This window comes from Paracoccus sp. DMF-8, assembly GCF_029309835.1.
Taxonomy (GTDB): domain Bacteria; phylum Pseudomonadota; class Alphaproteobacteria; order Rhodobacterales; family Rhodobacteraceae; genus Paracoccus.
Genome location: NZ_JARJHL010000010.1, coordinates 255,079 through 279,455 on the forward strand (window position 1 = coordinate 255,079; position 24,377 = coordinate 279,455).

Here is a 24,377-nt window from a genome sequence, read left to right on the forward strand (position 1 = left end):
TTTCCGGGGGTGCCATGATCACGCTCAAGCTTGATGATCGGGACCTTCAGATTGGGCTGTCCGGCCTGTCCGGGCAGAAAGTCAAATGGGCGGCCAAGGACGCGCTGGACCTGACAGCGGCTGATGTTCTTGCCCATGTGCGGGGCAGGGTGGATGCGGTCTTTGATCGTCCAACCAGCTTCACCCGCAACGCCTTCGGGATGCGCAAGGCTCATACCGAGCGGCTTGAGGCCACCGTCTTTGAGCGGCCACGACAGGCAAACCGTGACTATCTCAAAGTTCAGGAAGCGGGCGGGTTGAGGCCGCGCACCGGGCTGGAGGAACTGCTGAATTCAAGGTTGGCCTATGACGGGCTGATCACCGCCGCCGTGCCTGCGCCCTTCGCCACCCTCGATGCCTATGGCAACTGGTCGAAAGGCGAGCGAAATCAGGCCCTGTCGGCGGTGCAGGCGCAGCGGGATGCGACGGCGAACACGACCCGGGCGTCACGCCGCCGCAATCGCAAGAGGGCGGGCTTTTTCGTGCCGGGCAAGGACAGTCGCCTGCCTGCGGGGATCTGGAAGCGCGACCCTGACGGGGTGATTTACCAGGTCCTGCGGTTCACTCGCGTTGTGCCTCAATATCAAAAGAGGCTCGGGTTTTATGAGGGCGCGGATGAGGTCTTCGAGATGCGCCTGCCCATCCACCTGCGGCAGCAGATCGAGGCGCGGATCGCGCGGGCGGCGGCGCGGGGGCAGGGCTGACCGCGATTTGGTGCCGATCCGCAACCTGTGGCACCCGTGCAACACCCCCTTGGGTCCTTCCCCGCGAGGTCGCGCACGGGGGTAATTCGGGCCCCGTTACATTTACGCTAGCAATTTCAACCTGATGCTGTGGTTGGGGTTGCTGTTGTTCATCTTGATCTTGGAGATGCTGACATGACCACCATCACTCTGGCGGATGGGGGCGTGCTGGATGTCGCGCGCTATCCGTTGCCGGATGGTGTGGTCGATGATGGCACGCCGCTGAACCGCGCGCAGTTGGCCAAGGCCTTCGCTGTTTCGGAAAACACCATCACCAAATGGCTTTCTCAGGGCATGCCCGTCGAGAGCGCAGGCCAGAACGGCGTGTCCTACGAATTCCGCCTCGCCCATTGCTGGGCGTGGCGGCAGGATCGCGACGAACGGTCCCGAGCGGCGAAATTGCGCGGCGATCAGCTGGCGGCGCAGGCGGCCCTTGCGTTTCGGAATCTGGATGATGACCAGGCCGAGGAAGAGGCCGAGCTGACCGCCGACGATCTGCGGAAATGGTCCGAGGCCGAATATCACCGCAACCGGGTGGCCGAACAGCGGGGCGACCTGCTGCGCGCGGACAGGACGCGGGCGCTGATCGAGGATCTTCTGGTGGCCTTCGGCGCCGCCATGGACAACCTGCCGGACTTCGCCGAGATGAATTTCGGACTGTCGCCGTCGCAGGTCGCGCAGATGCAGGATTATTGCGACCAGGCGCGCGGTGAAGCGCGGCGGCTGGTCGAGGATCGGATCGGGCGCGGCGGCGCAGTTGTAGCCTTGCCCGGCACACAATCGGCCATGGACCTGGGCTGACATGGTTGTCATGCAGGGCTGGTCAGGTGGCGGCAAGATTCCGCCCCTGCCGCCGTTCATCACGGCCGAGGAAATCGTTGCCGATGCGCTGCCGCTCCTTGATCCGCCCAGCCGGATTTCGGTGACCGATGCCGCCGAGAGGGCTTTGCGTGTGCCGGTGGCCGGGCGCTGGAGCGCCTATGATCGCGGTGTCGCGCCCTATACGATCGAGCCGCAGGACATTTCGCAGTCGCGGCGATTCAAGGGCGTGATCTTCGTCGGCCCGTCGCAGAGCGGGAAAAGCCAGATGCTGCTGTCGGTTTCGGCACATGCGATCACCTGCGCGCCGGGGCCGGTGCAGCTGATCCATATGACCAAGACGGATGCGGATGCCTGGGTCGAGGAAAAGCTGGACCCGGCGATCATGAACAGCCCGCTGCTCTACGAGCGGTTGGGCAAGGCCCGTGATGACAGCACCTTCAGCCGGAAGCGGTTCAAGGGGATGCGCCTGGGGAATCGGCTATCCGGTGCCCAACCAGCTTTCGTCGCGGTCGCAGCGCATGGTGCTGCTGACGGATTACGACCACATGCCGCAACGCCTTGGCCCGAAGGATGCCCCGGAAGCATCGCCCTGGGGTATGGCGTTGCAGCGGATCAGGACCTTCTTGAGCCGGGGCTGCGTCTTTGCCGAAAGCACACCCGCCTTTCCGGTGGATGAGGGCAAGTTTCGCGCGGCCAACCCGCTTGAGCCGCATCTGATGCCTGCCACCACGGGCGGCATCGTGAACCTGTATAACGAGGGCACGCGCGGGCGCTGGTATTGGCAATGCCCGGATTGTGATGGTCTATTCGAACCAACGTATGACCGGCTGGATTGCAATCGCGATCTGGACCCCGGCGAGGCGGGTGATACCGCCGTCATGGTATGCCCACATTGCGGGTCGGTCCTGCCGCATCGGCACAAGGCCGAACTGAACCGGCGCGCCGCGCAACATCATGGCGGGTGGCTGCATGAAGGGCGCAGCGTTGACGAGGCCACGGGCCAGCGCCGTCTGGTCAGGATAGATGATGCGGATATCCGCAACACGCCTTTCGCCAGCTACGGCTTCAACGGCGTTGCGGCAGCGTTTTCGTCGTGGTCAGGATTGGTCGAGCGCTACGAGACGGCGCGCAGGTCGTTCGAAATCGACGGCGACGATCTGGATTTTGCCGGGGTGCACTACACGGAAATCGGCGTCCCCTATCGTCGGCCGAAAGATGGCGATGAGGATGATCTGACGGTCGAGGCGCTGCGCGATCACGCCCTGCGACTGCCGAAGGGGGTCGCCCCGTCCTGGGCGCGATTTGTCACGGTCATGGTGGACGTGCAGGGCAACCGTTTCGAGGTCATGGTCATGGCCTGGGGGCAGAAGGGCGAACGGGTAGCGGTAGATCGGTTTGCAATCCATCAGCCGCCGGACGAGGCCCCCAGTGCCAAGGGTGATGATGGCAAATACCGGGCGGTCGATCCGGGGCGATATGCAGAAGATGCCTGGGTCCTGGCCGAACTAGTGGACAGGGTCTATCCGGTCGATGGGGCAGATTGGGGCCTGAAGCCGGTCGCGGTGGTGATCGACTTCAACGGCCCCAAGGGCTGGTCGGACAATGCCGAAAAGTTCTGGCGTCGACAGGCGCGGGAAGGGCGCGGCAGGAGATTCTTTCTGTCGATAGGTCGCCCTGGGTTCAACCAGCGCGACCGGGTTTGGCATGAGGCGCCCGAACGGGCATCGGGCGGCAAGAAAGCCCGCGGTATCAAGTTGCTCAACATGGCCGTGGACAGGCTGAAGGATTCGGTTTCCGCCGCCCTCGGGCGCTTTGATACGACGGTAGGGGCCCAGCACATCCCGGTCTGGATGGACGCTGAGCATGTCGCCGAGCATCTGGCCGAGCGGCGTGGTGAAAAAGGTTGGGAGCCGCGCAAGGGCATCCTGCGCAACGAAGGATTCGACCATTCGGTGCAGGGCCTCGCGCTGGCCGAACATCTGGGCCTGAACCGGGTGAACTGGGAAGCACCCCCGGCATGGTGCCTTGCCGGGCTTTCGAACCCGAATGCCGTCCAGCTGGAACGCCCGGGCGATCCAGACAGCGCGCGCGTCCGGCCAGAACCGGAACTGCCGCGCAGTATCAACTTTCTAAGGAGGCGGTGAGCCATGCCATATACCCGCGCCGATGCGGACCAGCTGCGCGCAGCCATCGCAAAGGGCGCTGCAGAAGTGCAGGTCAACGGCGAGCGGGTCCGCTTTCGTTCGCTGGCAGAGATGCGCGAGGCGCTAAACATGATCGAGGCCGAGCTTGCGGGCCAGTCTGCATCGTCTTTTCGTGTCAGCTATCCGCTGACCACGCGGGGCCTGTGATGAACATCATCGACCGCGTTGTCGGATATTTCAGCCCGCAGGCCGGGCTGCGCAGGGCGACGGCCCGGGCGCAGACATCGGTCGTCATGAACTATGACGCGGCATCGCGCGGGCGCCGGGCTTACGGCTGGAAAGCTCCGTCGACGGCAGCCGATGCTGCGGCATATGGCCAGCGCGAGCGTCTGCGGCAGCTCAGCCGTGACATGATCCGCAACCGCGCCTATGCCGCCCGCGCCCGCGATGTGGTGGTTGCGAACGTAGTGGGCGAGGGGATTTTGCCCTCGATCCGATCATCCGACGAAAACGCCAAGCCGGTGATCGAGGATCTGATCCGCCGGCACTTGCTGTCGAACGATCTTGACGCACTTGGCGAATATGACCTTCAGGAGATGCAGCAGATCTGCATGTCCACGGTGTTCAGCGACGGCGAGGTCTTTCTGCGCCGCCGCGCCAGAAACGCCCGGTATGGGGCAGGGCTGGCCTTGCCCTATCAGGTCGAGATGCTTGAGGCGGATTGCCTGGACCTCACGGTCCAGAACCACGGCGAAAACCTTGTTGTCGAGGGCGTCGAATACGGCCCGACGGGCGCCATCGAGGCCTATCACTTTCTGCCCGAGCATCCCGGTGCCGTTCGGCATCGGCGCCCGCAGGAATCGTCCCGGGTGCATTGGTCGGATGTCATCCATATGCGCCGTTTCGACAGGCCGGGACAGTTGCGCGGCGTCCCGTGGCTTGCCCCGGTCATGATGACCCTGGGTGAGCTGTCGGATTACCAAGAGGCCCAGATCCTCAAGCAGCGGATGTCATCGCTGATGGCGATCATGCTGAAGTGGACAGGTGGCGCGCCCCGCCCGGCATCGGCCGGAAAGGGGCTTGAGGAACTGGCGCCGGGTGCGGTGGTGGAGCTGCCGGAAGGTGCCGAGCCTGTCCCGGTCAATCCGCCCACGGTCGAGGGGTATCCTGATTTCATGAAGCAGGGCCTGCGGGCCGTCGCGGCGGGGATCGGTATTACATATGAATCGCTGGCCGTGGATCTGGAAAAGGTCAACTTTTCTTCCGGCAGGCTTGGCCGCAACGAAATGGATCGACTGGTCCGGATGTGGCAGCGCGGCCTGATGATCGCCCAGTTCGGCGCCGGCATGGAACGCTGGTTCCGGGACGGGTTGCGACTGGTCGGACATGGCGGAATTGCTTTCACCATGGACTGGACGCCGCCCCGGCGGATCCTTGTCGATCCGACCAGGGAAATCCCGGCCATGATCGAGGAAATCGACGCCGGTCTGAACGGTCGGCAAGGCGTCCAGCGTGAGCTGGGCCGCGACCCCGACCGCATCCGTGAGGAGCGAGTTGCAGACGAAACGGACGATGAGCGGGCTGGGCTGCGCAGTAAAGAGCCGTCCCGCTCGTCTCGCGGAAAAGAACAGCAAGAGGATGGGCAGGATGAGAACCGGCAGTGATCTGATCGTGAATGATGAGTTGATCCTGAGCGGCAACGTGATCCTTGACGATTATGTTGGCTGGATGTGGGAAGAAGACGTCTTCTTCAGCCCGTCGATGGTGCGCGCTGCCCTGAATGAGCTGGGCGATGGTCGCGTGACCGTCCGCATCAATTCCGGCGGCGGGCATGCGGATGCGGGCGAACAGATCCGGGCCACCCTGGCGGGGCATCCGGGCGGTTGCCGCATCATTGTCGAAGGGATCGCGGCCTCGGCGGCGTCCCTGATCCTGATGTCCGGGGCGGAACGGCTGATGTCGGCGGGATCGCATATCATGATCCACGATCCGTCCGGTGCGATCTGGGGCAATGAAGACGAAGCCCGGCGCCACGCCGACCAGCTCGGCGTCATCGCCACGACTTATGCGACGGTCTATGCCGCTGCCTCGGGCAAGTCCCCGGAAGAGGCGCGGGCCATCATGAAGGCCGAAATGTGGTTTGGTCCCGAGGCTGCGATTGCCGAAGGCTTTGCCGACGGCCTTGTCGACGCTGCCCCGGCCATTCCGGCCGCTGCCACGCTGGACGCGGCCAAGGCCGCTTGCATGGATGGCGGCCGCCTGCTGCTCGATCGCATGCAGGCAAGCAACGATCCGAATTTTTCCTCCGCCGCTGCGCGCGGCAAACAGCGAAAGGAGGGCGTCATGCCGAAGGAAACACGACTGCCGCGCCGGAAGCCGCCGCGCCGGTTGCAGGCGGCACGCCCGCCGAGATGCAGGCTGCTGCGCCCGCTGCGGCCAACGCCGCTGCTGCGCGGCGGCCTGCGCCGGTCGCGCCGGAAATGTCCGCCCTGTCGGCAGCAGATGTTATCAGCGCCGAACGGGCGCGGGTGCGGGCGATCCGCGAAATGGCATCGCCCTTTGTCGGGTCTGGCCGTTTGATGCAGGCGGACGTCGATGTCCTGATTGACGAGGGCGTCACGGCGGATGCCGCCGGAACCCGGCTGATGGCCACCATGGCGGCGGCTGAACCTGCCGGTCGCACCGGCGGCCAGCGCGCGACCATCACCCGCGATGAGACCGAAACGCGGATGGAGGGCATGATCGGCGCCATGATGGGGCAGGTCGAAGGCCCCGCGCAGCAGTTCCGGGGTATGCGCCTGCGTCACCTGGCGATGGAACTGGCCGGCCCCGGTCGCGGCTTCAACGATGCGGAGACAATCCGTCGCGGGATGCGGGCCACCACCATGATGGGCGGTGCTTATGGCATCAGCGATTTCGCCTATGTGACCACCGAGGTCATGAACCGCAGCCTGCTGGCGGCCTATCAGCGCCGCGCGGCAACCTGGCATCTGGTGACCGGTGCGCCGTTGCTTGCCACCGATTTCCGCGAGCTGCATTCGGTTCGTTTCGGCGGTGATTTTTCGCTGAAGCCGGTGGCCGAAAACGGCGAATACAAGTCGGCAACGCTGGCAGATGAAGCCGAGGGCCTGAAGGTCGAGCGCCGTGGTCGCACGATCAAGCTGACCTTTGAAGCGGTGATCAACGATGACATGGGCGCGTTCCAGCGCATCCCCACCGAATTCGCCATGGCGGCGCGGTCCATGGAAAACTCGATGGTCTGGGCGCTGATCCGGGAAAACGCGGCGCTGAAATCCGACAATACCGCGCTGTTTCACGCCAGCCACGGCAACCTGGGTTCGGGCGCGGCGGCAGCGCCGATCTCGGCTACCTCGGTCGCTGCGGCCCGCAAAGCGATGTGGGAACAGCGCGTCTTCGGCAGCAAGGACAAGGACGATTTCATGCAGGTCGAACCCGACCGCCTGATCGTGCCCCCGGCGCTGGAACTGCTGGCGCTGCAGTTCAAGCTGAACACCGTTCCGGCCACGGATGGATCGGTGAACCCCTACAAGTCGAGCCTGGAGCCGAGCGTGGTGCCGAACCTCGGCGCGGCGGCGGGTGGTTCGGACACGGCGTGGTATCTGATTTCCAGCGACCTGCCGCCTATCGCCCATGCCTATCTGGAAGGCTACAACGCGCCCACCGTGCAGACGATCGAAGGGATGAACCCCGATGCGGTCACGATGAACGCGCGCCACATCTTCGGCGCTGCCGCCGTCGAATATAAGGGCTCCTACAAGAACAACGGGGCCTGATGTCGGCCAAACACCTGTGACGAAGGGGCGGCTTTAGCCGCCCTTCGTCGTTTCAACCCTTCGGGAAAGGACATGACATGAAAAACTGGATTCAGCCGGGTGAGCATATCACCCTAGAAGCGGCGGCGGCTGTCACCGGCGGCGAGGGTGTTCTGGTCGGCGCCATTTTCGGTGTCGCGCAGGGCGATGCTGACCTGGGCGAACCGGTCGTTCTGGTTCGCCGCGGCGTTTTCGAGTTGCCGAAGACCTCGGCCCAGGCCTGGACGGCGGGCGCCAAGGTCTATTGGGATGCGGCCAACAAGGTGGTCACGACCACGGCATCGGGCAACACCTTGATCGGCGCGGCCGTTGAGGTTGCGGCGAACCCCTCGGCCACGGGCATCGTGCTGCTGGACGGCACCATCCGCTGATGGCCTCGATCTTCGACGGGATGACGGGGATTCTGTCCGACGTGTTCGGGTCCCCCGTCATCTGGCATCCGGCTTTAGGTCCGGGTGGCGCCATCCAGTCGATTTTTCGGGAAACCCCGATCGAAGTCGATGGCGCTGATGGTCAAATCGTTCGGATCGACGCGCCCACCTGGCGGGTGCGTCGTGATCTGGCGCCGGGGGTTGCGCGTGGTGACCGGATCGAGGTTCCGGATGGGCGAATGTTCCGCGTCATGGTCGTTCACCCGACGGGTTCGCCAGCGGCTGATGCTTTTTACATCTGCGAATGTCAGATCGAGGACACTCCATGAGCCATTATCGCACTGATATCCGGGCGCTGGCTCGCACAGCACTTATTGCGCATTCGCGATTTGCGGGTTTTACCGCGCCCAAGGTCTGGCCCGGTGCTGTCGATGACGCCAGCCTGCCTGTCATCGGCGTTCTGACGCCGCAAGACACCAGCCGCATGGAGAGCTTTACCAGCACCGAACGCAAGACGCTTGTGCAGGTGGCTGTCCGGCGCAAAGGCGGTGAGGATGTCGAGGATATCCTTGACCAAGACAGCGAGTTTATCGAGGCCATCGTGCTGGCAGCGATCCGGGGGCAGAACAGGTTCTGTTTTCTGCGCGAAACCACCGTTGTCAGCAACACCGACGGCGCCCGGAACATCGGCACGCTGGTGATGACCTTCGAGGTCGCCACGATGCGGCCCGAGGCCACCCTGCCGGAAACCCCCTGAAACAGCCAATCCGGGCCGCTCATGCCGCGCGTCCCCAACATATCGACATGGAGAATTGATCATGCCTGCAACCAATGCTCAGATCGGGCTTGGTGCCAAGTTCGGCATCAAGAGCGGCGCGACCTATACGGCGGTGGCCGAAGTCACGCGCATCACGCCTGCGGGCTGGTCTCGCAACACCGTCGATGCCACGCATCTCGAAAGCCCGGACGGTTGGGCCGAGTTCATCGCTGGCCTGAAAACCGCTTCGGACTGCACGTTCGACGTGAACTGGATTCCGGCCGCATCCGATCCCCTGCTTGCGGCTTTTGAGGCTGGCAAGGGTGATTTCCAACTGACTTTCCCGTCGGGCACCGTGGCGATGCAGTTCGCGGGGGTGGTGACAGAATTCAGGCCGGGCGAGATTTCGCCGGAAGGTAAGCTGTCCGCGTCGGTGACCATCAAGCCGTCCGGCAAGCCGGCGCTTGTTGCCGTTCCGGCCCCGTAAGGTCGCGCCATGAACCTGCAGGGCAAGATCACGCTCAGCCATGATGGGCGGTCCTATGGGCTGACAATCAACTATGCGGCGCTGTGCACATTCGAGGAAGAGACCGGCAAGAACGGCTTTGCAATGCTGAACCTGCTTGCCGCTGGCGGCCTGCAGGCCGGTCTGGTCAGTGCGCGGGATCTGCGCGCGCTGATCTTTGGCGGGCTGAAAACGCATGATGCGGATGTCACCATCGAGCTTGCCGGTGAAATCCTCGATTCCAACCCGGATGCGCTTGTGAGGGCGCTTCAGTCCTCCTTACCGCAGGACGGCGACGTGCCCAAGGAAGGCGGTGGCGAGGGAAAGCGCCGGCGCCCGAAGAGGCGCCGCGCGAAATAAGCCTGCCGCAGCTCTATCGGAATTATGTCGCGGCGGGCTTTCGGGCGGTTGATTTCTGGGATCTGACACCGCGACTTTACGCGATACAGATGCATGGGGCGATGTCCCGCCTGAAGATCGAAATGACCATGCGCAACCGCAGCGCATGGAACACTGCCGCGCTGGTCGGGTCCGCGATGGCCGGGAAACTTCCGCGTTTCGATGAGTTTTTCCGCAGCGATACCGCTGTGGACCGGGGTCCGCAAAGCCCGGAACAGCAGGAAGCCGCCTTGCGGGTCCTTGCTGCCACCTGGGGCGCGGTCTGATCGCCTGACATCATGTTTTTGGGATTTAGCTAATGGCCTCCAATATCGGCGTCCTGAAGGCCACGCTTGGCCTTGATACGGCAGGGTTTACGGCGGGCGCGACCAAGGCCAAAGCCGAAATCGGAGCGATCAAGGGCGCGGCGGTATCTGCCAGCAAGGACATGCGGTCCGCGTCTGCCGCAAATGCCAACCTGGTTTCGCAGTTCAACGATATTGGCGTGATGTTGGCTGCGGGTCAAAACCCGCTGCAGCTGGCACTGCAGCAGGGCACCCAGATCAGTCAGGTCCTGACGCAGATGGGTGGTGGCGTCGGCGCGCTCAGGGCGCTTGGGTCTGCATTTGTCGGTATGCTCAACCCCATTTCCCTGGCCACGATTGGCGTCATCGGATTCGGGGCTGCCGCCGTGCAGTGGCTGATGCCAGCCAAGGAGGAAGCCAAGAACGCCAAATCCGCGTTCGATCAGCTGACGGACAGCATGTCGACCTATAATGACGCGCTGAGCCTGTCGTTGCTTTACACCGGGGCCTCGGAAGGCAAATACGGCGCAGAAGCACAGAAGGGTGCCGAAATCGCCCGCCGCGTCATGATCATGGAGGCGAACAAGACAAGGGGAGCGGTATCGTCGATCATATCCAAGGCCTATAGCGATCTTGGGTTTGATGCGTTCGGGGATCGTGGGATCGACGGTGCAGGGCGGATCGAGTCCAGCAATAGCGCCGAGGCCGCCATCCGGCTTGGTCTGGATAACAAAACGTGGGGAGACACGCTTTTCGGTGTGGGCGGTGTCAACCGTGAAAACATTGCCATGGCCGAGGCGCTTGGCAACACGCTGCGCGAAATCTATGCCTATGTGAACCAGCCCATCGCAGAGGGCGGGCTGGATGATTACCTCACGGGTCTGCGTGAGCGGCTGGACGAATATTCGCAGCAACTGCGCGATCTGAAGGACGCCGGGGCCGATGAGGCTGCCCTTGTCGCGATCGATGAAAAGATGATCCCCTTGCAGCAGGCGCTGCTGGAAGGCGAGGCCGGGCGCGCGCAGATCCGGGCGGCGGATGAGGCCAAGGCGCAGGAAATGCTCGGGACGCTGGAACAGCAGTTGTACATGAACCAGCTGATCGCCGAACATGGCGAGGAATCCCTGGTGGTTCGGCAGGCGGAACTTGATGCGGAATATGACAAGCAGGTCGCCGCTATCGAAAGCCTGAATATCACCGACGAACAGAAAGATGCCCTGTATGACGCGCTGGCGGCGCTGCATGACAATGAAAGCCAGACATTGGCATGGGCCAGTGCCATGGCGCAGGTCAATGCGGAGCTGCAGGGCGCTTATTCACTGATTTCAGCCATCGGCGGCGGTATGATCATGAATGCCAAGATCAACGCGGCCAGGGCGGTTCGTGAAGCCGGAGGCTCTGCCCTGGACGCGCGCCGTGCCGGTGAAATCGCAGGTCGCAAGCAAGAAATTCTGAATGGCCGCAATACGTTCGGATCTGAATATTTTGGCATGTCGGATGCTGAATTGCAGGCACATCTCGACCAGGTCGACCTTGACGCTGCCCTGCAGGGCGAATGGTCCGCGCTGATCACGGCAGATCGGAAATCCGGCGGTGCTGGATCCCGGCGGAAGGCGTCGGGTGGCGGCAGGAAGGCCGCGCGCATCGACGGGTTTGAGCGCGCCGTCGCTGACATCCAGTCGGAAACGGACGCCTATCTGAGGCAGGCGGATGCCATCGCGCAGATCGTGTCTGTGGGCGGCGATTGGGAGCATGCGCTGGCCGTCATCGAGGAAGAGCAAAAACTTCTGAACGCTGCCCAAAAGGCCGGAGTCGCGATCACCCCAGAGCTGACCCAAAGCATCAAGGAAATGGCCGAGGCCCATGTGACCGCCGAGGAAGCCCTTGAGCGGATTCGCACCGCGACAGAGCGTGGTAGGTATGCGTTCAAGGATATGTTCGGTTCGATCCTTGAAGGTTCCGACAGCGCAAAGAAGGCCCTGGCGAACCTGCTGATGGAGATCGCCAAGGTTCAATTCGCGAAAGCCGCCCTTGGTTTGCTGGGCGGGACATCTTTCGGCAGCAATCTGATCAGCACGGTCGGCGGCCTGCTGTCGTTCGATGGTGGCGGATATACGGGGATGCGCCCCGTTCCGGCGGATTGGATGGCAAGGGTGGTTTCCTCGCCATGCTGCATCCTGATGAGACAGTCCTTGACCATAGCAAGGGGGCGGCCAGACAGGGCGGCGGGAATATCTCGATCGGGTTTGACAGGTCCACGGGGTCACTGACCGCAACGATGTATGACATCGCGGGCAATGTGGTCACTCAAGCCGCGCCCTCGATCCAGAGCGGCGCGGTGCAGCAGACCGTGAAAATGAACCGCAAATCCAGCAGATTCCTGGGGAAATGATCCATGGCCATCAATGTCTATCCATGGCCACCTGTGGGTGCGGTCGGGGCCGAATGGACCGAAATCGCGCCGGTCGCGCGGCTCCGTTCGGCCCTGACGGGGCGCGATCAGATGCAGGCCAGCCAGCGCAAGCGTCGGATTGCCACGGTGGTGGTTTCCGCGCTGGCAAATGGCCGCATGGGTGCCGGATTTTGCGAAATGCTCAAGCAGCTTCTGGAAGGCGGAATCCATGCGGTGCGGCTGCAATCGTCGCCGATCAACTGGTGGCTTGATGAGGTGGATCGGAGTGGCGCTGCACTCAACGGGGATCCTCTAGCCTGGCGAACGGGCGGCAATCCGCTTGCGTGGCAGGCCGGGGCAGGTCCGAACCGGCTGTTGTTTTTCACAGGGTCTGTGATTACCGGCGGGGTGCCGTCGGCTTCCGGGATGTGGGGCCTGCTGCCGATTACCAATGCCCCGGCGAACACGCTGGTCGCGCGGCCCGGCGATTTCATCCGCATCCATAATCTGGCCGATGTCTCGATAACAGAGGTTGCGCGCGTGGTGCGTCCGGCCGTGACGGATGGATCGGGTGCGGTGACCCTGCGGCTGGACCGGGTGCCGACGATCAGCGGCGGGCGGGTCAATCTGGCAGGACAGGATGAGGGCGTTTTCCGGGTCGATGGCGCATTGCCCCGGGCTGTGCAGCCGGTCACCGGCGACTGGTCCTATACCTGGTCGTTTCGCGAGGTTTTTGCCGATGAGGTCGGTGGATTTACGGAGCGATCACCATGGACCTGACGCGCGGCACGCCCCCGGCGCTTCTCACGGCCCTTTCGGGGCCGTTTTTTTATCCGGTGGTGCTGGTCGATGTTGACTGGCCCGGCGCGCGCCTGCGGGCGCATAGCAATGCGGGCACGATCACCTTTGGCGGTCAGGCCTTTGTCGGCGTCGGAAAATTCGGATCGGTCGATCTGCCGGGCGAGGCATTCGCGGGCATCCCCGAAGAATTCACGATGTCGATCGCCTGCGACCTGCCAGAGCTTGCCACCTATGCGGATACCGTCATCCGCGGGCGCCGTGGGACTGTCTATCTGGGCGCGACGGCATCGCGCGGCGGGACCGATCTGATCGGCGCTGCTGACGTGATATCGGGCACCTGCGACGGCATGGTGCTGCGGTCCGAGGTGGCGGATGGTGATCAGGTGGTCACGATCTACACGCTGACGGTCGCGTTTTCGACCGGCCCATCTTATCGGTCGATGGCTGCCATCGCCCACAGCCACGAGGATCAACAGCGCCAATATCCCGCAGATACGGCGGGGCGGCATTTGATCCTGGCACAGGCAGAGGCGCAGAAAACCCAATGGCCAGAGCCGTGACCCCGGCAAGGGTCATGGCCGAGGCGGAAAGGATCATGGCGCGGTCTTTCGCATGGGGCCCATGTGACTGCTGTTCGGCGGCTTGCGACGTGTTCGGGGCGCTGTGGGGTGTCGATCCGATGGCCTCTGTTCGCGGCTACAGCGGCGCACTGGCAGCCCATCGCCTGATGGCGCGTCATGGCGGCCTTGGCGGCCTGGCGGATGTGCTGGCGCGGCGCGTCGGTCTTTGTGACGGGCATCGAACGGGCGGGCTGGCTCTGTCCTGCTTTCCGGGGCGGCGGCAGTCGCTGTTGATTTGCATTCAGCCGGGCCTTTGGGCCGGAAAATCGCCGCGCGGCATCGCCATGGTGCGGGCGGCGGCCAAGGGGTGGTATCTTGCGTAAGCTCTTGCTGATTTCGACCGCCCTGGTCGGATTCGCCTTTGCCGGTCCAGCCAGTGCCGCGCCGGTCGGGGCGTGGGTTGCGACAGCTATATTTGGTGCTGGCGCTGCTGGCAGCGCTGCATTTGCCGTCGTCGCGGGCGTCGTATCAATGGCGGCGTCCATCGGTCTGTCGATGATTGCGCAGCGGCTGATCAACCAGCGCATCGGGCAGGATGCAATGCGGCAGGAGCTGACCCGCCCGACATCGCTGCCTGCCTATCGGTTTGTCTATGGCAAGACCTGGGCGCCCGGAACGCCCGTTGGCTGGACGGTAAAGGGGCGTGATCTTTATATCTGTTACCTGCTGAACAGCCGTCAAAGCGCCGGGCCGTTTACGGTCTATCTGGACAAGCGGCAGGTCAATCTGACCGGCGATCCGTTTGATTTTGATGGGCCGGGCGCGAATGGCACCAACTGGCCGTTCAATTCCGGGGACAACGGGCCGCATGTCTGGATCTGGATCGGTGACGGCACACAGACCAAATGCCCGGACTATATCGTCACGAATTCGGGCGGCTATTTCAGCACAATGGACAGGTGGCGCGGTCGCACGGTGCTGTGGGCGCGCTTCCGGCTTGGCAGCGATGATGACCGGGCCGAACGCTGGCCTGCCAGCCCGCCGGAGCTGAACGTCGATGGCAACTGGTCGCTTGTCGAAGATCCGCGAGACGGGCAGACCAAATTCACCCGCAATCAGGGGCTGATCGTGCTGGATGCGCTGCGCAGCAACCTGCTGCGGGCCTATGACGACAGTTATCTGCGGCTGGATACCTTCGCATGGGCGGCGGATGTCGCGGGGCAGCAAGTCGCCGTAAAGGGTGGCGGGACGATCCCCCGCTATCGCGCCGATGGCATTCTGGTGTTTTCCGAGGGCAGCGAGTTGGAGGGGCAGTTGCAGCCGCTGCTGGATGCTGGCGCGTCCCGTTTCACGCGGATCGGCGGCAAGCTGGCGATCATCCCGGCCATTGCCCGGCCTGCGGTCAAGATGATCAGCGATGTCACCGATGGCCAGCCTGTCGAGCTGGTCCGGTGGCGATCATCAGATGACCTGTATACCGAGGCCGTTGTGCGTTTCACCGCGCCCGACCGCGCCTATGAAAGCGCCGAGGCACCGGCCTATATCGTCGTGGGCGCACAGGCCGAAGATGGCGGCGTCGCCAAGCGGCTGACCCATGACCTGGAATTCGTGACGGATCATCGTCAGGCGCAGCGGCTGGCGAAAATCATGGCTATGCGCAGCCGCATGCAGCGCCAGATCAGCGCAGAACTGTTTCCGGATTGTTTCGATCTGGTGGCCGGATCGGTCGCGCGGGTGGAGTTTCCTGCCCCATATACGGCGTGGAACAGAAAGTATGAGATCGAAAGCATCATCCCGACAGCGGGCCTGGCCGACGAGGATGCCATCACGATCAGGCTGCCTGTCACCCTGACCGAAACCGCAGATGAAATCTATGCCCGGGATGCGGAAACCGAAGAAAAGGACACGATTGCAGGCAGTTTCACCGGCAATCGTGGCCGGGTTCTGCCGCCGCCCAAGCCCGTGATGACCACAGGCACCGCCGCCGCGCATCCGAGCGGGGATGAGACGGTGCCGGGCGTCGTAGGTGCATGGACGGCGTCACCGTCCGCCTCGGCGGCCCGGTATCAGTGGGAGTGGAAGCTCCTGCCGGTCAGTGGGGACGGTGTGCTGTCATCCTGGCGCGCCGGAGGCGTCATAGACCGCAGCGCCTCTGATGCGGATGGCGTTTATGTCGCGTCTATCCCATGGATTGAGGTCGGCAGGCGCTATCAGATCAGGGTCCAGACGATCGGCAGTCAGGGGCGATCCGAGTGGGTTGTGTCTGATGCGATCACCGCGCAGGGACCAGCGGTCACGATTGCCGCCCCACCCGCGCCAAATGCGGTGGCGCCGGGACCTTTGCGGATCAACCTGACCGCGCAGCAGTCCAATGATCGCAATGCCCGCGCGCTGCTGATCTATTCGGGCGCTGTCGATAACCCGCTGGCCGCCACCCAGCTTGGCGCCCCGATCAACGCGGGGGCATCTGTGACCGTGCAGGCCTCGGAAACCGGCCTGACCAGCGGCACCACCCGATATTACTGGACGCGAGCGCGCGACCAGTGGGGCAACCTGTCTGAATTCTCGCCATCGGCGAGCGCAACCACCACCTGAAATAGGGGCCGATAATGCCTGCACCGACCTTTAATCTGCCAGTCCAAGGGTCCGCGCCGAACCAATATGCGACCGAGGAAGGGCTTGAGGCCGCCGCCAACGGCCTTTCCGCCGCTCTGGACAATCGCCGCATCACGTCGAACCAGATCATGGGCCTGTTCGAATTGCAAAACATCGGCGGCACCGCGAATGATATCACGGCAGAGGTCTATTCGGTGTTGTCCGGCGTCGATGTCGGTGTGACCGGTTTGGCCAAGGTGATCTTGTCGCCGAATGGGACAAACACCGGCCCGGTCACGCTGTCGATCGCGGGTGACGCTGTGCGGGACGTGTTTCGTGATCGCGGCCAGCCTTTGGAGCCGGGCGACCTGTCGCCGAACGCGCCGCTGCTGCTGCGGCGGTTTCAGGGGGCATGGCGGATATCCGGACTTGTGCGCAGCGATATTGCGGGCAAGGCGGACGCGGCCAATTCGGGTCCGATCTTTGCAACCCGCCAGCTGGCGGTTGATGCTGGTCAGGCCGCGCTGGCGCCCGCAATTGGGCGGATTGTCACGATTGAAGGGTCCTCGATTGTCTACCGTGGCCCCGGATCCACAACGGACGCGCTGTTCAGCACCTATCCGCAGTGGGGCGTTGCGACCCGTGTCGATACGGCGGCGGCGATCCGCAATTCCAGGGTGTTGCCGCTGGTCAATATCGCGGGCACGGGTGACGCGATCACAGCTGAGCTGCATCAATCCATTCTGGATGCTGGCGTGACGGCGCTGAGCGCGCTGTCCGAGGTTGAATATATTCCGGCGCAAACCAACGCCGCCGCCAACCCCAAGATCACGATTGCGGGCGTGGAATATGACATTCGGGGGCCAAACGGCGAGGCGTGGCCAGCGCAAGGATTTGTCACTGGCCGGTCCTACAAGCTGCGCCGCCGCAACTCGGTCTTGCGGGTGTCGACCGGCGATGTGACGATGGCTGAAACCAATGCCGAGGCCGCTCTCCGGGCAAGTGGCGACCGGGCCGTTGCGGCGGATGCTGGTGTCATCAACCTGGTCAATGTCGCAGGAACGCCCGACGCGATCACAGCGGATTTTGCCGCAGGCGCCGGGACGCAATCGTTCACGGCTGGCCGGTTGGTCAGGATCGTTCCGGTTACGGATGCGACGATCGCCAGTGCTACGCTGACAGTTGCAGGCGTCACGCGCACGATCCGTGACACTGATCTTTCTGCCTTCACGGCGCCGGTCCTGAAGGCGGGGCGGACTTATGTGTTCGAGACCTATGGTTCGCAATTCCTGCGACTCTTTGCCTATCCCAAAACGCGGGCGGAGGATCTGGTCGACCAAGCTGCGGGCCGGGATTATGTGGACACCAAACTGACCATTCTCGAGGATGCGCCGTCCTATGCGGATGGTAGCCGCGCGCTGATGAGATTCGGCGGTCGCGACATCATGCGCATGTATCCTGATGGGCCGCGCTTGTCGGGGCTCGGCGGCAGTGGCGGGTGGGACCAGGCCGGTGATCGCGGCATCATGGCAATGGATCAGTTCGAGACTGTCGACGGGGTGCGATATCCTGTCGCTGTGGTCAACGGCGCCGCGCGCCGGGCGATCATCATCAGCGTCTATGGCCAGTCAAACGCGGATTGCACAGAGATGGATGACCCGCTCCTGTGGGTGCTGCCGCCGATGCCAAACCATATCTTTACCCTCAACGATGTCTCAGGCCCCCGTGGCGGGCTTCGCGGTTGGCTCGGGGTTGCGGCTCCAACCGGGGTGAAGCGTTTGGTGCCTGCCCATGCGGACGCGTGGTCGGCGATCACGTTGCAGACCTATTCGACCGCTGCGGCTGCGCGGCTCGGTGCCCTGCTCGGCGCACCCTATCCGGTTTTCGCCTGCCGCTCATCGGCAGTGGGCGGGAACAAACTTGTCGGGAACACAGCCGGGGCAGGAATCTGGAAGGACAGCACCGGCGCTTATGTGCAGTCCTGGAATAACTGGACGGCTGACCTGAAATACATGCATGATTTGCTGACTGCTCGCGGCTATGAGGTCGATGCGGTCCATATCTGCTTTACCCACCAGGAGGCCGATTGGCAGACACCCCGCGCCTCATATTCCGCGGATCTGCTGGAAATGATGGCGGATCGCGAGGCACTGATCGAGACTGACATGCCGGGCATGCCGGTGCGCTGGTTTTGCGATCAGGCCAGCGGATCCGGCTTGAGGTCCGGTAGCTATCTTGGCGGGGCTTGGCCGTCGCGGCTGGCCGTTGTGGATGCTGTTGAGGCAAGGGCGAACGCCACGATGGTTATGCCGCGCTATCACATGCGTTTCGGCATCAATAACGGATCGCTCGAAGATATCCATCACGCCTACTATGATCGCATCCTGCAGGGTGAAACCTATGCCCATGCCATGCGCGAGGTCATGGAAGGCCGGGAATGGAGCTGTCCGCAAATGGTGGGTGGCGCGGTCGATGGCAACAGCATCACGGTCGAGTTCGATAGCCTGACGCCCATACGGTTGGACCCGAGTTTCTGCAAAGTCCGGCAGGATATGGGTTTCAAGGTGGGCGATGGCTCGATCACCGTTCAATCGGTCACTCAGACCGGGCAACGGCAGATCACCCTGCAATGCAGCGCAAGCCCTGCGGGTCAGACCCTTGCGTATGCTTGGCGGCAGCAAGACGCTCAGGATGTATCGGACGTCTGGCCGATCAGCACCGGGGCGGTTCGGGACGCTTTCGAGGCGCCATCCCTGTTTCTGTCCGGCGAGCGGATTATTCGTGCTGCCCTTGGCGGCACCATTCAGTTGTGAGGGCGAGATGGCATTGAGTTTTCTGGCGGACGCATCGTCCTATCCCGAGCAGGCATTCTTCTCGGATCAACCGCTGCTGGATGATATTATCGCGTCGATCCCCAGCCTTTTGGGGGCGTGGGACGCGGTGGATTATGCAGGATCGGGAGCTTGGATGCCGCGCGTCGGTTCGGGGGCTTCCATCCTTCCATCTGGTGCGGGGTCGATGCCCGTTCCAGCCACGCGAGACAATGCGCCGGTCCTGCGCTTTGCGATCAACAGCAAGGCTTTTGTGAATTCCGGCGCGGGCGAACCGCTGCCCTTGTCGGAGTTGACATATGCCTGTCGGGCCTATTTCTCGAACGACACGACCAATTTTCAGAAGATCCTCGATTTCGGCACGCCGGAGTTCTATTTCCGCTCGACCATGGGGACGCCTTCCTGGCAGTTTGCGGGATTGGGGACATCAGGCTCTACGGCGATTGCAGCGCCAGTTTTGGGATGGCATCGTTTCACCTTCAGCAAGAGCGGGGTGGACGTTGCGCAGATTGATGCGGACGGATCCGGGCCTCGGCCTTTGGGGTCGGCCGGAACGGCGCTGTCCGGTAACTATTTGACCATCGGAGACACCGTGCCATCGACTAGCGCCGAGCATGATGTGCGCAGGATCGTTTTGCTCGGGTCAGGCGACGTCACGCCAGAGCAACGGGCTGCGATCAATGCGTGGATCGGTCAGTGACAGACGATCCAGTGCCGATCTGGGCACAGGACAAGGACACATTTCTATGCGCTGGCCAAGGTATAGCGAAACTCACCCGCTACAAATACGACGCGAACGAAGCCCTTTGAGCATAGGGCTTGGCAATGTTGCTCCACCGATTCGGCTAGGGATTTGAACGGATATGGCGTTGCGGCGATACACGCCAAGACCAGTCGCTCGCCCTCGTTGAGCGATGACACATCGCCACAAACCTCCGGAGGCAATAGGCTGTCGGGGGCATCATCTTGCTCCCATCCGCATTCTGTGCATATCAGTGCGCCAAATCTGCCCCACTCAAAGTCTGCGTCAGGATAAACGCGTTCGCCACAATCAGGGCATCTCGGAATAGCCCCATTTCCCTTGTCCAGAAACGGTGCTGCCATTTCAGGTGCTCGCGGTCAACTTGTCTGCGATAGCCCTGTAGTTATTAACGTAGGAATCTCTAGTATACCGTTCCAACTGATATCCGGTGTTCCTCTGAAATCGCTTTGGATTTTTTAGGATCCGGCGCAATGATGCCGCGATGGCATCGATATCTCCGGGCGAAACCAAGTCACCATTCTTGCCCGGCTTGATCAGTTCACGAGGGCCGTAATTGACGTCATAGGAGACAACTGGACATCCGCATGAAAGGGCTTCTAATATGGAAAGCCCGAAACCTTCCGTCATGGTGGGATAAACCGAGGCCGTTGCTCCCCGGAAAACATCCAGAGGGGCGGTTGTATAGCCCATCAACTTAACCCTGTCCGCGAGGCCTAATTTGTCGATCTGCTTGATCAATTGATCTCGCCCAGCGCCTTCCCCATAGATCAGATAGTTTACTTCTGGGAATTCTTCCTTGATCAGGTCGAAGGCGTCGATGCATTCATTGATAGGTTTTCCTTCGAGATCAAGCCGCGAGACTGTTACCAAGTCCTTTCTCGGCAGTTTAGCGCCTGGCTCTATCTCGCAGAAATGCGGAAGCACGTGAACTTCGGCGGATGGTTTCAAATCTGATGCGATTTGCTTTTTGTGAGCGTTGGTTGCGGTTATGATTGCCTCTCCTGCGAACCCCTCGATAAGCAGCTTCGCTCGATGGAGAGTTTTTCCAGCGTAGTTCATGTGATCAGCATGAAGGAACAGGACTCTTGGAGATTTCGTTGCCGCAGACAGATATGCTGAAGTTATGCCGTCAAAAAATGTTATTGCTGGTCCCCATGGAACTATCTCGTAGAAACTGCGAATAAAGGCTCGGTTCATTCCATATGATTTACCGTTGATGAGGTTCCGGCCCACTAGGAACTTATCACCTTTGGTTCTTGTCCAGCGAATGGCTCTGTTTTGCGCATAGTCAGTCGTTTCACTGATTCCGTCCGGCTTCTTGACCGATAGCTGAAATATCTCATCGTTAATCATCGTATAGATGCGCCGTACATCTTTCTCATGAATCGTGTACTTTAATACGCGTCCAATTCCAGTGTTCTTCATCCGCACAGAGGCATTTGCTTGCCCTATTTCTGCGGCGATATCGAATAATGGTAAAGAATTTGATGCATCTGTGGCCGCACATGCTTCTGGTAGGGTCAGATACTTGACCTTGGGAAAGATGGTGCCATCCGCCTGGAGCTTCAAGAAGTTCTCTTTTTGTGCTGTGGCGTGGCTGAGATTGAGAAGAATCGGTTCGAAATCCGGCATCTCGGAAAAGGCGTTCAGTCGGTGGTACACCGCCTTGATCTTTCCGCCGCCGCCAGCGCCTAACCGCTCAAAAATACTAATTATTTTTGTCATAATCCCTCCGTCTCGCGGGCTGGGCACGTAGGCAGAAGCCCTCTCTGCGAGGTGTCTAACTGGGCGGAACAGTTAGCTTCCTCGCGCAGTAAGGGCAATGAGCAGTTTTTTGCTACGATGCGGACAGCCTCCTGGTCGACCGGCCTTCGTGCAGGGCCGGCGCCGGGTTGGCAAAGAGCGGAGTCGCTGCCTTGGGGTTGAAGGTTGTGCGCATGAGATGTACTGGCGGGTGCGGTAGCTGCGGCCGGGGCGGGCATGTTTGGAATCGATCGACCATCGAAAGAAGATCTCAAGTCTCTGCTCGACGGCGGCCTTGACGATCATAACATGTATTGGGCTTGGCCCCGCAACCGGACGAATTTCGGTGATTGGATAGGCCCTTACATCTATCTGAAGCGGACGGGGGTAAGGCCTCGGCTCGCTCATGCACATCAGGCAGGAGGAGGCCGTTCGGTCTTTTACACGTGCGGTAGCATCCTGCATTTGTTGACGCGAAACGATGTCGCCATTGTGTGGGGATCTGGGGTCATCACCGCATCCAAGCGTTTCTCTCGTCCCAAGCGTACCTTGGCGGTGCGGGGGCCAGTGACGCAGGAGAGGCTGAAGCGTCACGGTTATGACGTGCCAGAAGTTGTCGGAGATCCTGGGCTTTGCCTGCCTGCTTTCTACGAGGGCGCTTCGGAAAAAACTCATTCACTGGGTGTCATCGCCCATGTGGTTGACAGTGTGTTTTGGAGGTCCGTTGAAAGATTTCTTCCGGATGGTGTAAAAATCATCCATCTCGATCAGGGTTTCGAAAGTGTGATTGATGAAATCACATCTTGCGAACGTACTATATCATCTTCTCTCCATGGCGTTATTGTGTCTCACGCATATGGCATTCCTTGCGCTTGGATTGAGCCTTGCGTAAGCGAGTTGAGTGGCGATGGCGCGAAGTTCGATGACTATTTCATGTCAATAGGTGCCAAAGCCCGCGCAAAGGACGCCCAAAAAGCGCAGTTTCCGTTTGTGGCGAATGATTATGACTTTGAGCTTTGTGCACCAAGGACGGATTTGAAAGCTATGTCACAGCAGCTTCTGTCTGTATGCCCATTCTGAATCTTGTAATCTGTCGTGGTTAGGCACCCAGCCCGATCTGACCCGCAATCAAGCAACCTCAACCCGCCCGCCTCTGGCGGGCTTTTTCATGGAGAATCCCATGCCCAATGATCGTTTCGCCGCCCACCTGATGGGGGTCAATGGCCCGGCTATCGGGTCGTTTGTCGTTACGCCAAGCGACAGCGCTGACCTGCCCGAGGTTGTGCGCGCTGTGACAATCGGGGGCGGCGGCAGCCTTGCCTGGCGGGGCAGGGACGGGGCTGACTATGTCACCGCCGCTTTGCCCGCAGGCACCTATCCGGTCAGCGCTGTGCGCATCCTTGCCACTGGCACGACGGCCACACTGATCACCGGATGGGTCTGATGTTTATCGGCATCGGTATCGGGATGACGATGGGCATGGGGCGGGCGGCAGGTGACGGCCCGCCCGTCGATCCTCTCCCCACCCTGACCGTTACGGGCGGCACGATCACCCCGTTTGCGCGGGGCGGTGTCGATTATGTCGAGGTGCTGTGGCGTCAGGGCGGGTCGTTTGAGGTCAGCGACCAGATAGACGCTCACATCGCGCTGGCAGCGGGCGCGGGTGCTGGCGGGTTGAGTAACATTGGATGGACTGCCGGCGGCGGCGGTGCTGGCGGATTGTATGACGCCATCCGCACTCTGGCCGCAGGGATCCATACTGTCTCAATCGGGGCGGGCGCCCCATCTACTGCGACGGTGGGTGCGACATCGTCGGGGTCTGACAGCAGCTTGACCATGCCCGACGGGACGGTGACCGTGACCGGCGGCGGCAAGGGCGGGTCTGTAGGCTCCATTGCTGGTCTGCCCGGCGGGTCTGGTGGCGGCGCGTCGGCTGGCGGTGGTGGGCCATTCGTGGGCGGCGCCGGCACTGCTGGTCAGGGGTTTAACGGCGGCGACAGTTTCGGGGGCGTCAACACCCTGCGGTCAGGCGGCGGTGGCGGCGGTGCTGGCGGTGTTGGTGCAGCGGGTCAGTCCGGGATAGGCGGTGCAGGCGGCGCGGGCCGGTTGCTTGACTGGATCGCAACCCCCCGGACGGTGTGCCGGGGCGGAGCTGGAACCGTTGGCGTCACAGAGGTCAGTTCGCCGGATGAGGATTGGAGCAACGGATCCAGCGGCGCGTATACGCTCGGCGCGGCCAGTGTTGGCAAAGGCGGGGACGGGTTCCTGTTCCTCGTGGTCCGTGCAGATCAGGTCAATGTGGAGATGGTAGTATGATCTATGTGGCGCAGATCGAGGACGGCATCGTCATCCGCGTCGTGGTGTCCCCGGCCAGCATCGAGCCGCCGGAGGGATGGGTGGTCATCGGCCCCGAAAATACGGTCGGGATCGGCTGGACCTATGTGGGTGGGGTGTTTGTGCCGCCGGAGCCGGTCGAGGGTGAGGGAGCATGACAGAGCTGGAAACAATCGGAAAGGTTCTTGCATTCGTCGTCGCGTTCATCGTTACCCCTGTGGCTTGGTTGATGCGGCTAGAAAACAGGGTGAATGCCAACGCCCGGGAACTGACGCGCCTCGAAAAACAGATCGAGAACGACCGGGCCGAGGCCCGCGCCAACCGCGCCGAACAGAACGATATGCTTCGGGAAATGCAGCGCGACATCAAGTTGTTGCTAGGCCGGGGTGCCGTCCAGCACCACACCGACCGGACCCTACCGCCGCGCTGAGGCCGTTCGGAATCCGATCACTTCATGCAAT

Annotated in this window: 26 protein-coding genes and 2 pseudogenes; 27 read left to right on the forward strand and 1 reads right to left on the reverse strand. The window is 62.0% G+C overall.

What is annotated here, in order from left to right:
• Nucleotides 1-14: 14 nt before the first annotated feature.
• The 22 genes and pseudogenes from PE067_RS08240 to PE067_RS08345 all read left to right on the forward strand — a co-directional run bounded on the left by PE067_RS08240 (nucleotide 15) and on the right by PE067_RS08345 (nucleotide 19,776).
• Nucleotides 15-743, forward strand: coding sequence for a hypothetical protein (locus PE067_RS08240; protein WP_276188770.1), 729 nt, complete (start codon nucleotides 15-17; stop codon nucleotides 741-743).
• A gap of 174 nt (nucleotides 744-917) precedes the next feature.
• Nucleotides 918-1,583, forward strand: a complete 666-nt coding sequence (locus PE067_RS08245) for a terminase small subunit (protein WP_276188771.1) — start codon at nucleotides 918-920, stop codon at nucleotides 1,581-1,583.
• Nucleotides 1,584-1,593: 10 nt separating this feature from the next.
• Nucleotides 1,594-2,509: pseudogene (locus PE067_RS21840) on the forward strand (phage terminase large subunit family protein); the annotation flags it as partial.
• The gene (locus tag PE067_RS08255; protein WP_346429685.1) at nucleotides 2,483-3,748 is read left to right on the forward strand and encodes a terminase gpA endonuclease subunit; all 1,266 of its coding nucleotides are present in this window, start codon (nucleotides 2,483-2,485) and stop codon (nucleotides 3,746-3,748) included. The pseudogene PE067_RS21840 and the gene PE067_RS08255, both read left to right, overlap by 27 nt.
• 3 nt (nucleotides 3,749-3,751) lie before the next feature.
• Nucleotides 3,752-3,955: a hypothetical protein gene (locus PE067_RS08260; RefSeq protein ID WP_276188773.1), complete on the forward strand. Its 204-nt coding sequence runs from the start codon at nucleotides 3,752-3,754 to the stop codon at nucleotides 3,953-3,955.
• The gene (locus PE067_RS08265) at nucleotides 3,955-5,412 is read left to right on the forward strand and encodes a phage portal protein (RefSeq protein ID WP_276188774.1); all 1,458 of its coding nucleotides are present in this window, start codon (nucleotides 3,955-3,957) and stop codon (nucleotides 5,410-5,412) included. The genes PE067_RS08260 and PE067_RS08265 overlap by 1 nt, the downstream gene beginning before the upstream one ends.
• Nucleotides 5,396-6,328 carry a head maturation protease, ClpP-related gene (locus tag PE067_RS08270; protein ID WP_276188775.1) on the forward strand — a complete coding sequence of 311 codons (933 nt, stop codon included), beginning with the start codon at nucleotides 5,396-5,398 and terminating at the stop codon, nucleotides 6,326-6,328. The genes PE067_RS08265 and PE067_RS08270 overlap by 17 nt, the downstream gene beginning before the upstream one ends.
• Nucleotides 6,328-7,542 (forward strand): hypothetical protein, encoded by a 1,215-nt coding sequence (locus tag PE067_RS08275; RefSeq protein ID WP_276188777.1) that lies wholly within the window; start codon nucleotides 6,328-6,330, stop codon nucleotides 7,540-7,542. Before PE067_RS08270 ends, PE067_RS08275 begins: the two co-directional genes overlap by 1 nt.
• Nucleotides 7,543-7,619: 77 nt before the next feature.
• A complete protein-coding gene (locus PE067_RS08280) occupies nucleotides 7,620-7,952 on the forward strand; it encodes a DUF2190 family protein (protein WP_276188779.1) in 333 nt (110 codons plus the stop codon).
• Nucleotides 7,952-8,281 carry a hypothetical protein gene (locus PE067_RS08285; RefSeq protein ID WP_276188781.1) on the forward strand — a complete coding sequence of 110 codons (330 nt, stop codon included), beginning with the start codon at nucleotides 7,952-7,954 and terminating at the stop codon, nucleotides 8,279-8,281. Before PE067_RS08280 ends, PE067_RS08285 begins: the two co-directional genes overlap by 1 nt.
• A complete protein-coding gene (locus PE067_RS08290) occupies nucleotides 8,278-8,709 on the forward strand; it encodes a hypothetical protein (protein ID WP_276188783.1) in 432 nt (143 codons plus the stop codon). Before PE067_RS08285 ends, PE067_RS08290 begins: the two co-directional genes overlap by 4 nt.
• Before the next feature lie 61 nt (nucleotides 8,710-8,770).
• Entirely contained in the window at nucleotides 8,771-9,196 is a 426-nt protein-coding gene (locus PE067_RS08295; protein WP_276188785.1) for a phage tail tube protein, read from the forward strand.
• A gap of 9 nt (nucleotides 9,197-9,205) precedes the next feature.
• A complete protein-coding gene (locus PE067_RS08300; protein ID WP_276188787.1) occupies nucleotides 9,206-9,574 on the forward strand; it encodes a hypothetical protein in 369 nt (122 codons plus the stop codon).
• Nucleotides 9,575-9,675: 101 nt separating this feature from the next.
• Entirely contained in the window at nucleotides 9,676-9,879 is a 204-nt protein-coding gene (locus PE067_RS08305; RefSeq protein WP_276188789.1) for a hypothetical protein, read from the forward strand.
• A gap of 161 nt (nucleotides 9,880-10,040) precedes the next feature.
• Nucleotides 10,041-10,274: pseudogene (locus PE067_RS08310) on the forward strand (phage tail length tape measure family protein); the annotation flags it as partial.
• 711 nt (nucleotides 10,275-10,985) lie between these two features.
• A complete protein-coding gene (locus PE067_RS08315) occupies nucleotides 10,986-12,167 on the forward strand; it encodes a hypothetical protein (RefSeq protein ID WP_276189523.1) in 1,182 nt (393 codons plus the stop codon).
• Nucleotides 12,168-12,292: 125 nt separating this feature from the next.
• Nucleotides 12,293-13,069 carry a hypothetical protein gene (locus PE067_RS08320; RefSeq protein WP_276188790.1) on the forward strand — a complete coding sequence of 259 codons (777 nt, stop codon included), beginning with the start codon at nucleotides 12,293-12,295 and terminating at the stop codon, nucleotides 13,067-13,069.
• Nucleotides 13,060-13,650: a hypothetical protein gene (locus tag PE067_RS08325; protein ID WP_276188792.1), complete on the forward strand. Its 591-nt coding sequence runs from the start codon at nucleotides 13,060-13,062 to the stop codon at nucleotides 13,648-13,650. The genes PE067_RS08320 and PE067_RS08325 overlap by 10 nt, the downstream gene beginning before the upstream one ends.
• Complete coding sequence (locus PE067_RS08330) at nucleotides 13,635-14,033, forward strand: hypothetical protein (protein WP_276188794.1); 399 nt, start codon at nucleotides 13,635-13,637, stop codon at nucleotides 14,031-14,033. The genes PE067_RS08325 and PE067_RS08330 overlap by 16 nt, the downstream gene beginning before the upstream one ends.
• On the forward strand, nucleotides 14,026-16,245 hold the full coding sequence (locus tag PE067_RS08335; protein WP_276188796.1) for a phage tail protein: 2,220 nt from the start codon (nucleotides 14,026-14,028) through the stop codon (nucleotides 16,243-16,245). Before PE067_RS08330 ends, PE067_RS08335 begins: the two co-directional genes overlap by 8 nt.
• A gap of 149 nt (nucleotides 16,246-16,394) precedes the next feature.
• Nucleotides 16,395-19,058: a hypothetical protein gene (locus PE067_RS08340; protein ID WP_276188798.1), complete on the forward strand. Its 2,664-nt coding sequence runs from the start codon at nucleotides 16,395-16,397 to the stop codon at nucleotides 19,056-19,058.
• A 7-nt stretch (nucleotides 19,059-19,065) separates the two neighbouring features.
• Nucleotides 19,066-19,776 (forward strand): hypothetical protein, encoded by a 711-nt coding sequence (locus tag PE067_RS08345; protein WP_276188800.1) that lies wholly within the window; start codon nucleotides 19,066-19,068, stop codon nucleotides 19,774-19,776.
• Nucleotides 19,777-20,181: 405 nt separating this feature from the next.
• Here PE067_RS08345 and PE067_RS08350 read toward each other — a convergent pair whose 3' ends face one another.
• Nucleotides 20,182-21,564, reverse strand: coding sequence for a glycosyltransferase (locus PE067_RS08350; RefSeq protein WP_276188802.1), 1,383 nt, complete (start codon nucleotides 21,562-21,564; stop codon nucleotides 20,182-20,184).
• Nucleotides 21,565-21,819: 255 nt separating this feature from the next.
• Between PE067_RS08350 and PE067_RS08355 the strand changes: the two genes are divergently transcribed.
• From PE067_RS08355 to PE067_RS08375, 5 genes are all read left to right on the forward strand, one after another.
• The gene (locus PE067_RS08355; protein WP_276188804.1) at nucleotides 21,820-22,662 is read left to right on the forward strand and encodes a polysaccharide pyruvyl transferase family protein; all 843 of its coding nucleotides are present in this window, start codon (nucleotides 21,820-21,822) and stop codon (nucleotides 22,660-22,662) included.
• A 100-nt stretch (nucleotides 22,663-22,762) separates the two neighbouring features.
• Entirely contained in the window at nucleotides 22,763-23,026 is a 264-nt protein-coding gene (locus PE067_RS08360; protein ID WP_276188806.1) for a hypothetical protein, read from the forward strand.
• Nucleotides 23,026-23,898: a glycine-rich domain-containing protein gene (locus PE067_RS08365; protein ID WP_276188808.1), complete on the forward strand. Its 873-nt coding sequence runs from the start codon at nucleotides 23,026-23,028 to the stop codon at nucleotides 23,896-23,898. The genes PE067_RS08360 and PE067_RS08365 overlap by 1 nt, the downstream gene beginning before the upstream one ends.
• Nucleotides 23,895-24,074, forward strand: a complete 180-nt coding sequence (locus tag PE067_RS08370; RefSeq protein ID WP_276188810.1) for a hypothetical protein — start codon at nucleotides 23,895-23,897, stop codon at nucleotides 24,072-24,074. The genes PE067_RS08365 and PE067_RS08370 overlap by 4 nt, the downstream gene beginning before the upstream one ends.
• A complete protein-coding gene (locus PE067_RS08375) occupies nucleotides 24,071-24,346 on the forward strand; it encodes a hypothetical protein (RefSeq protein ID WP_276188812.1) in 276 nt (91 codons plus the stop codon). The genes PE067_RS08370 and PE067_RS08375 overlap by 4 nt, the downstream gene beginning before the upstream one ends.
• The last annotated feature ends 31 nt before the right edge of the window (nucleotides 24,347-24,377 follow it).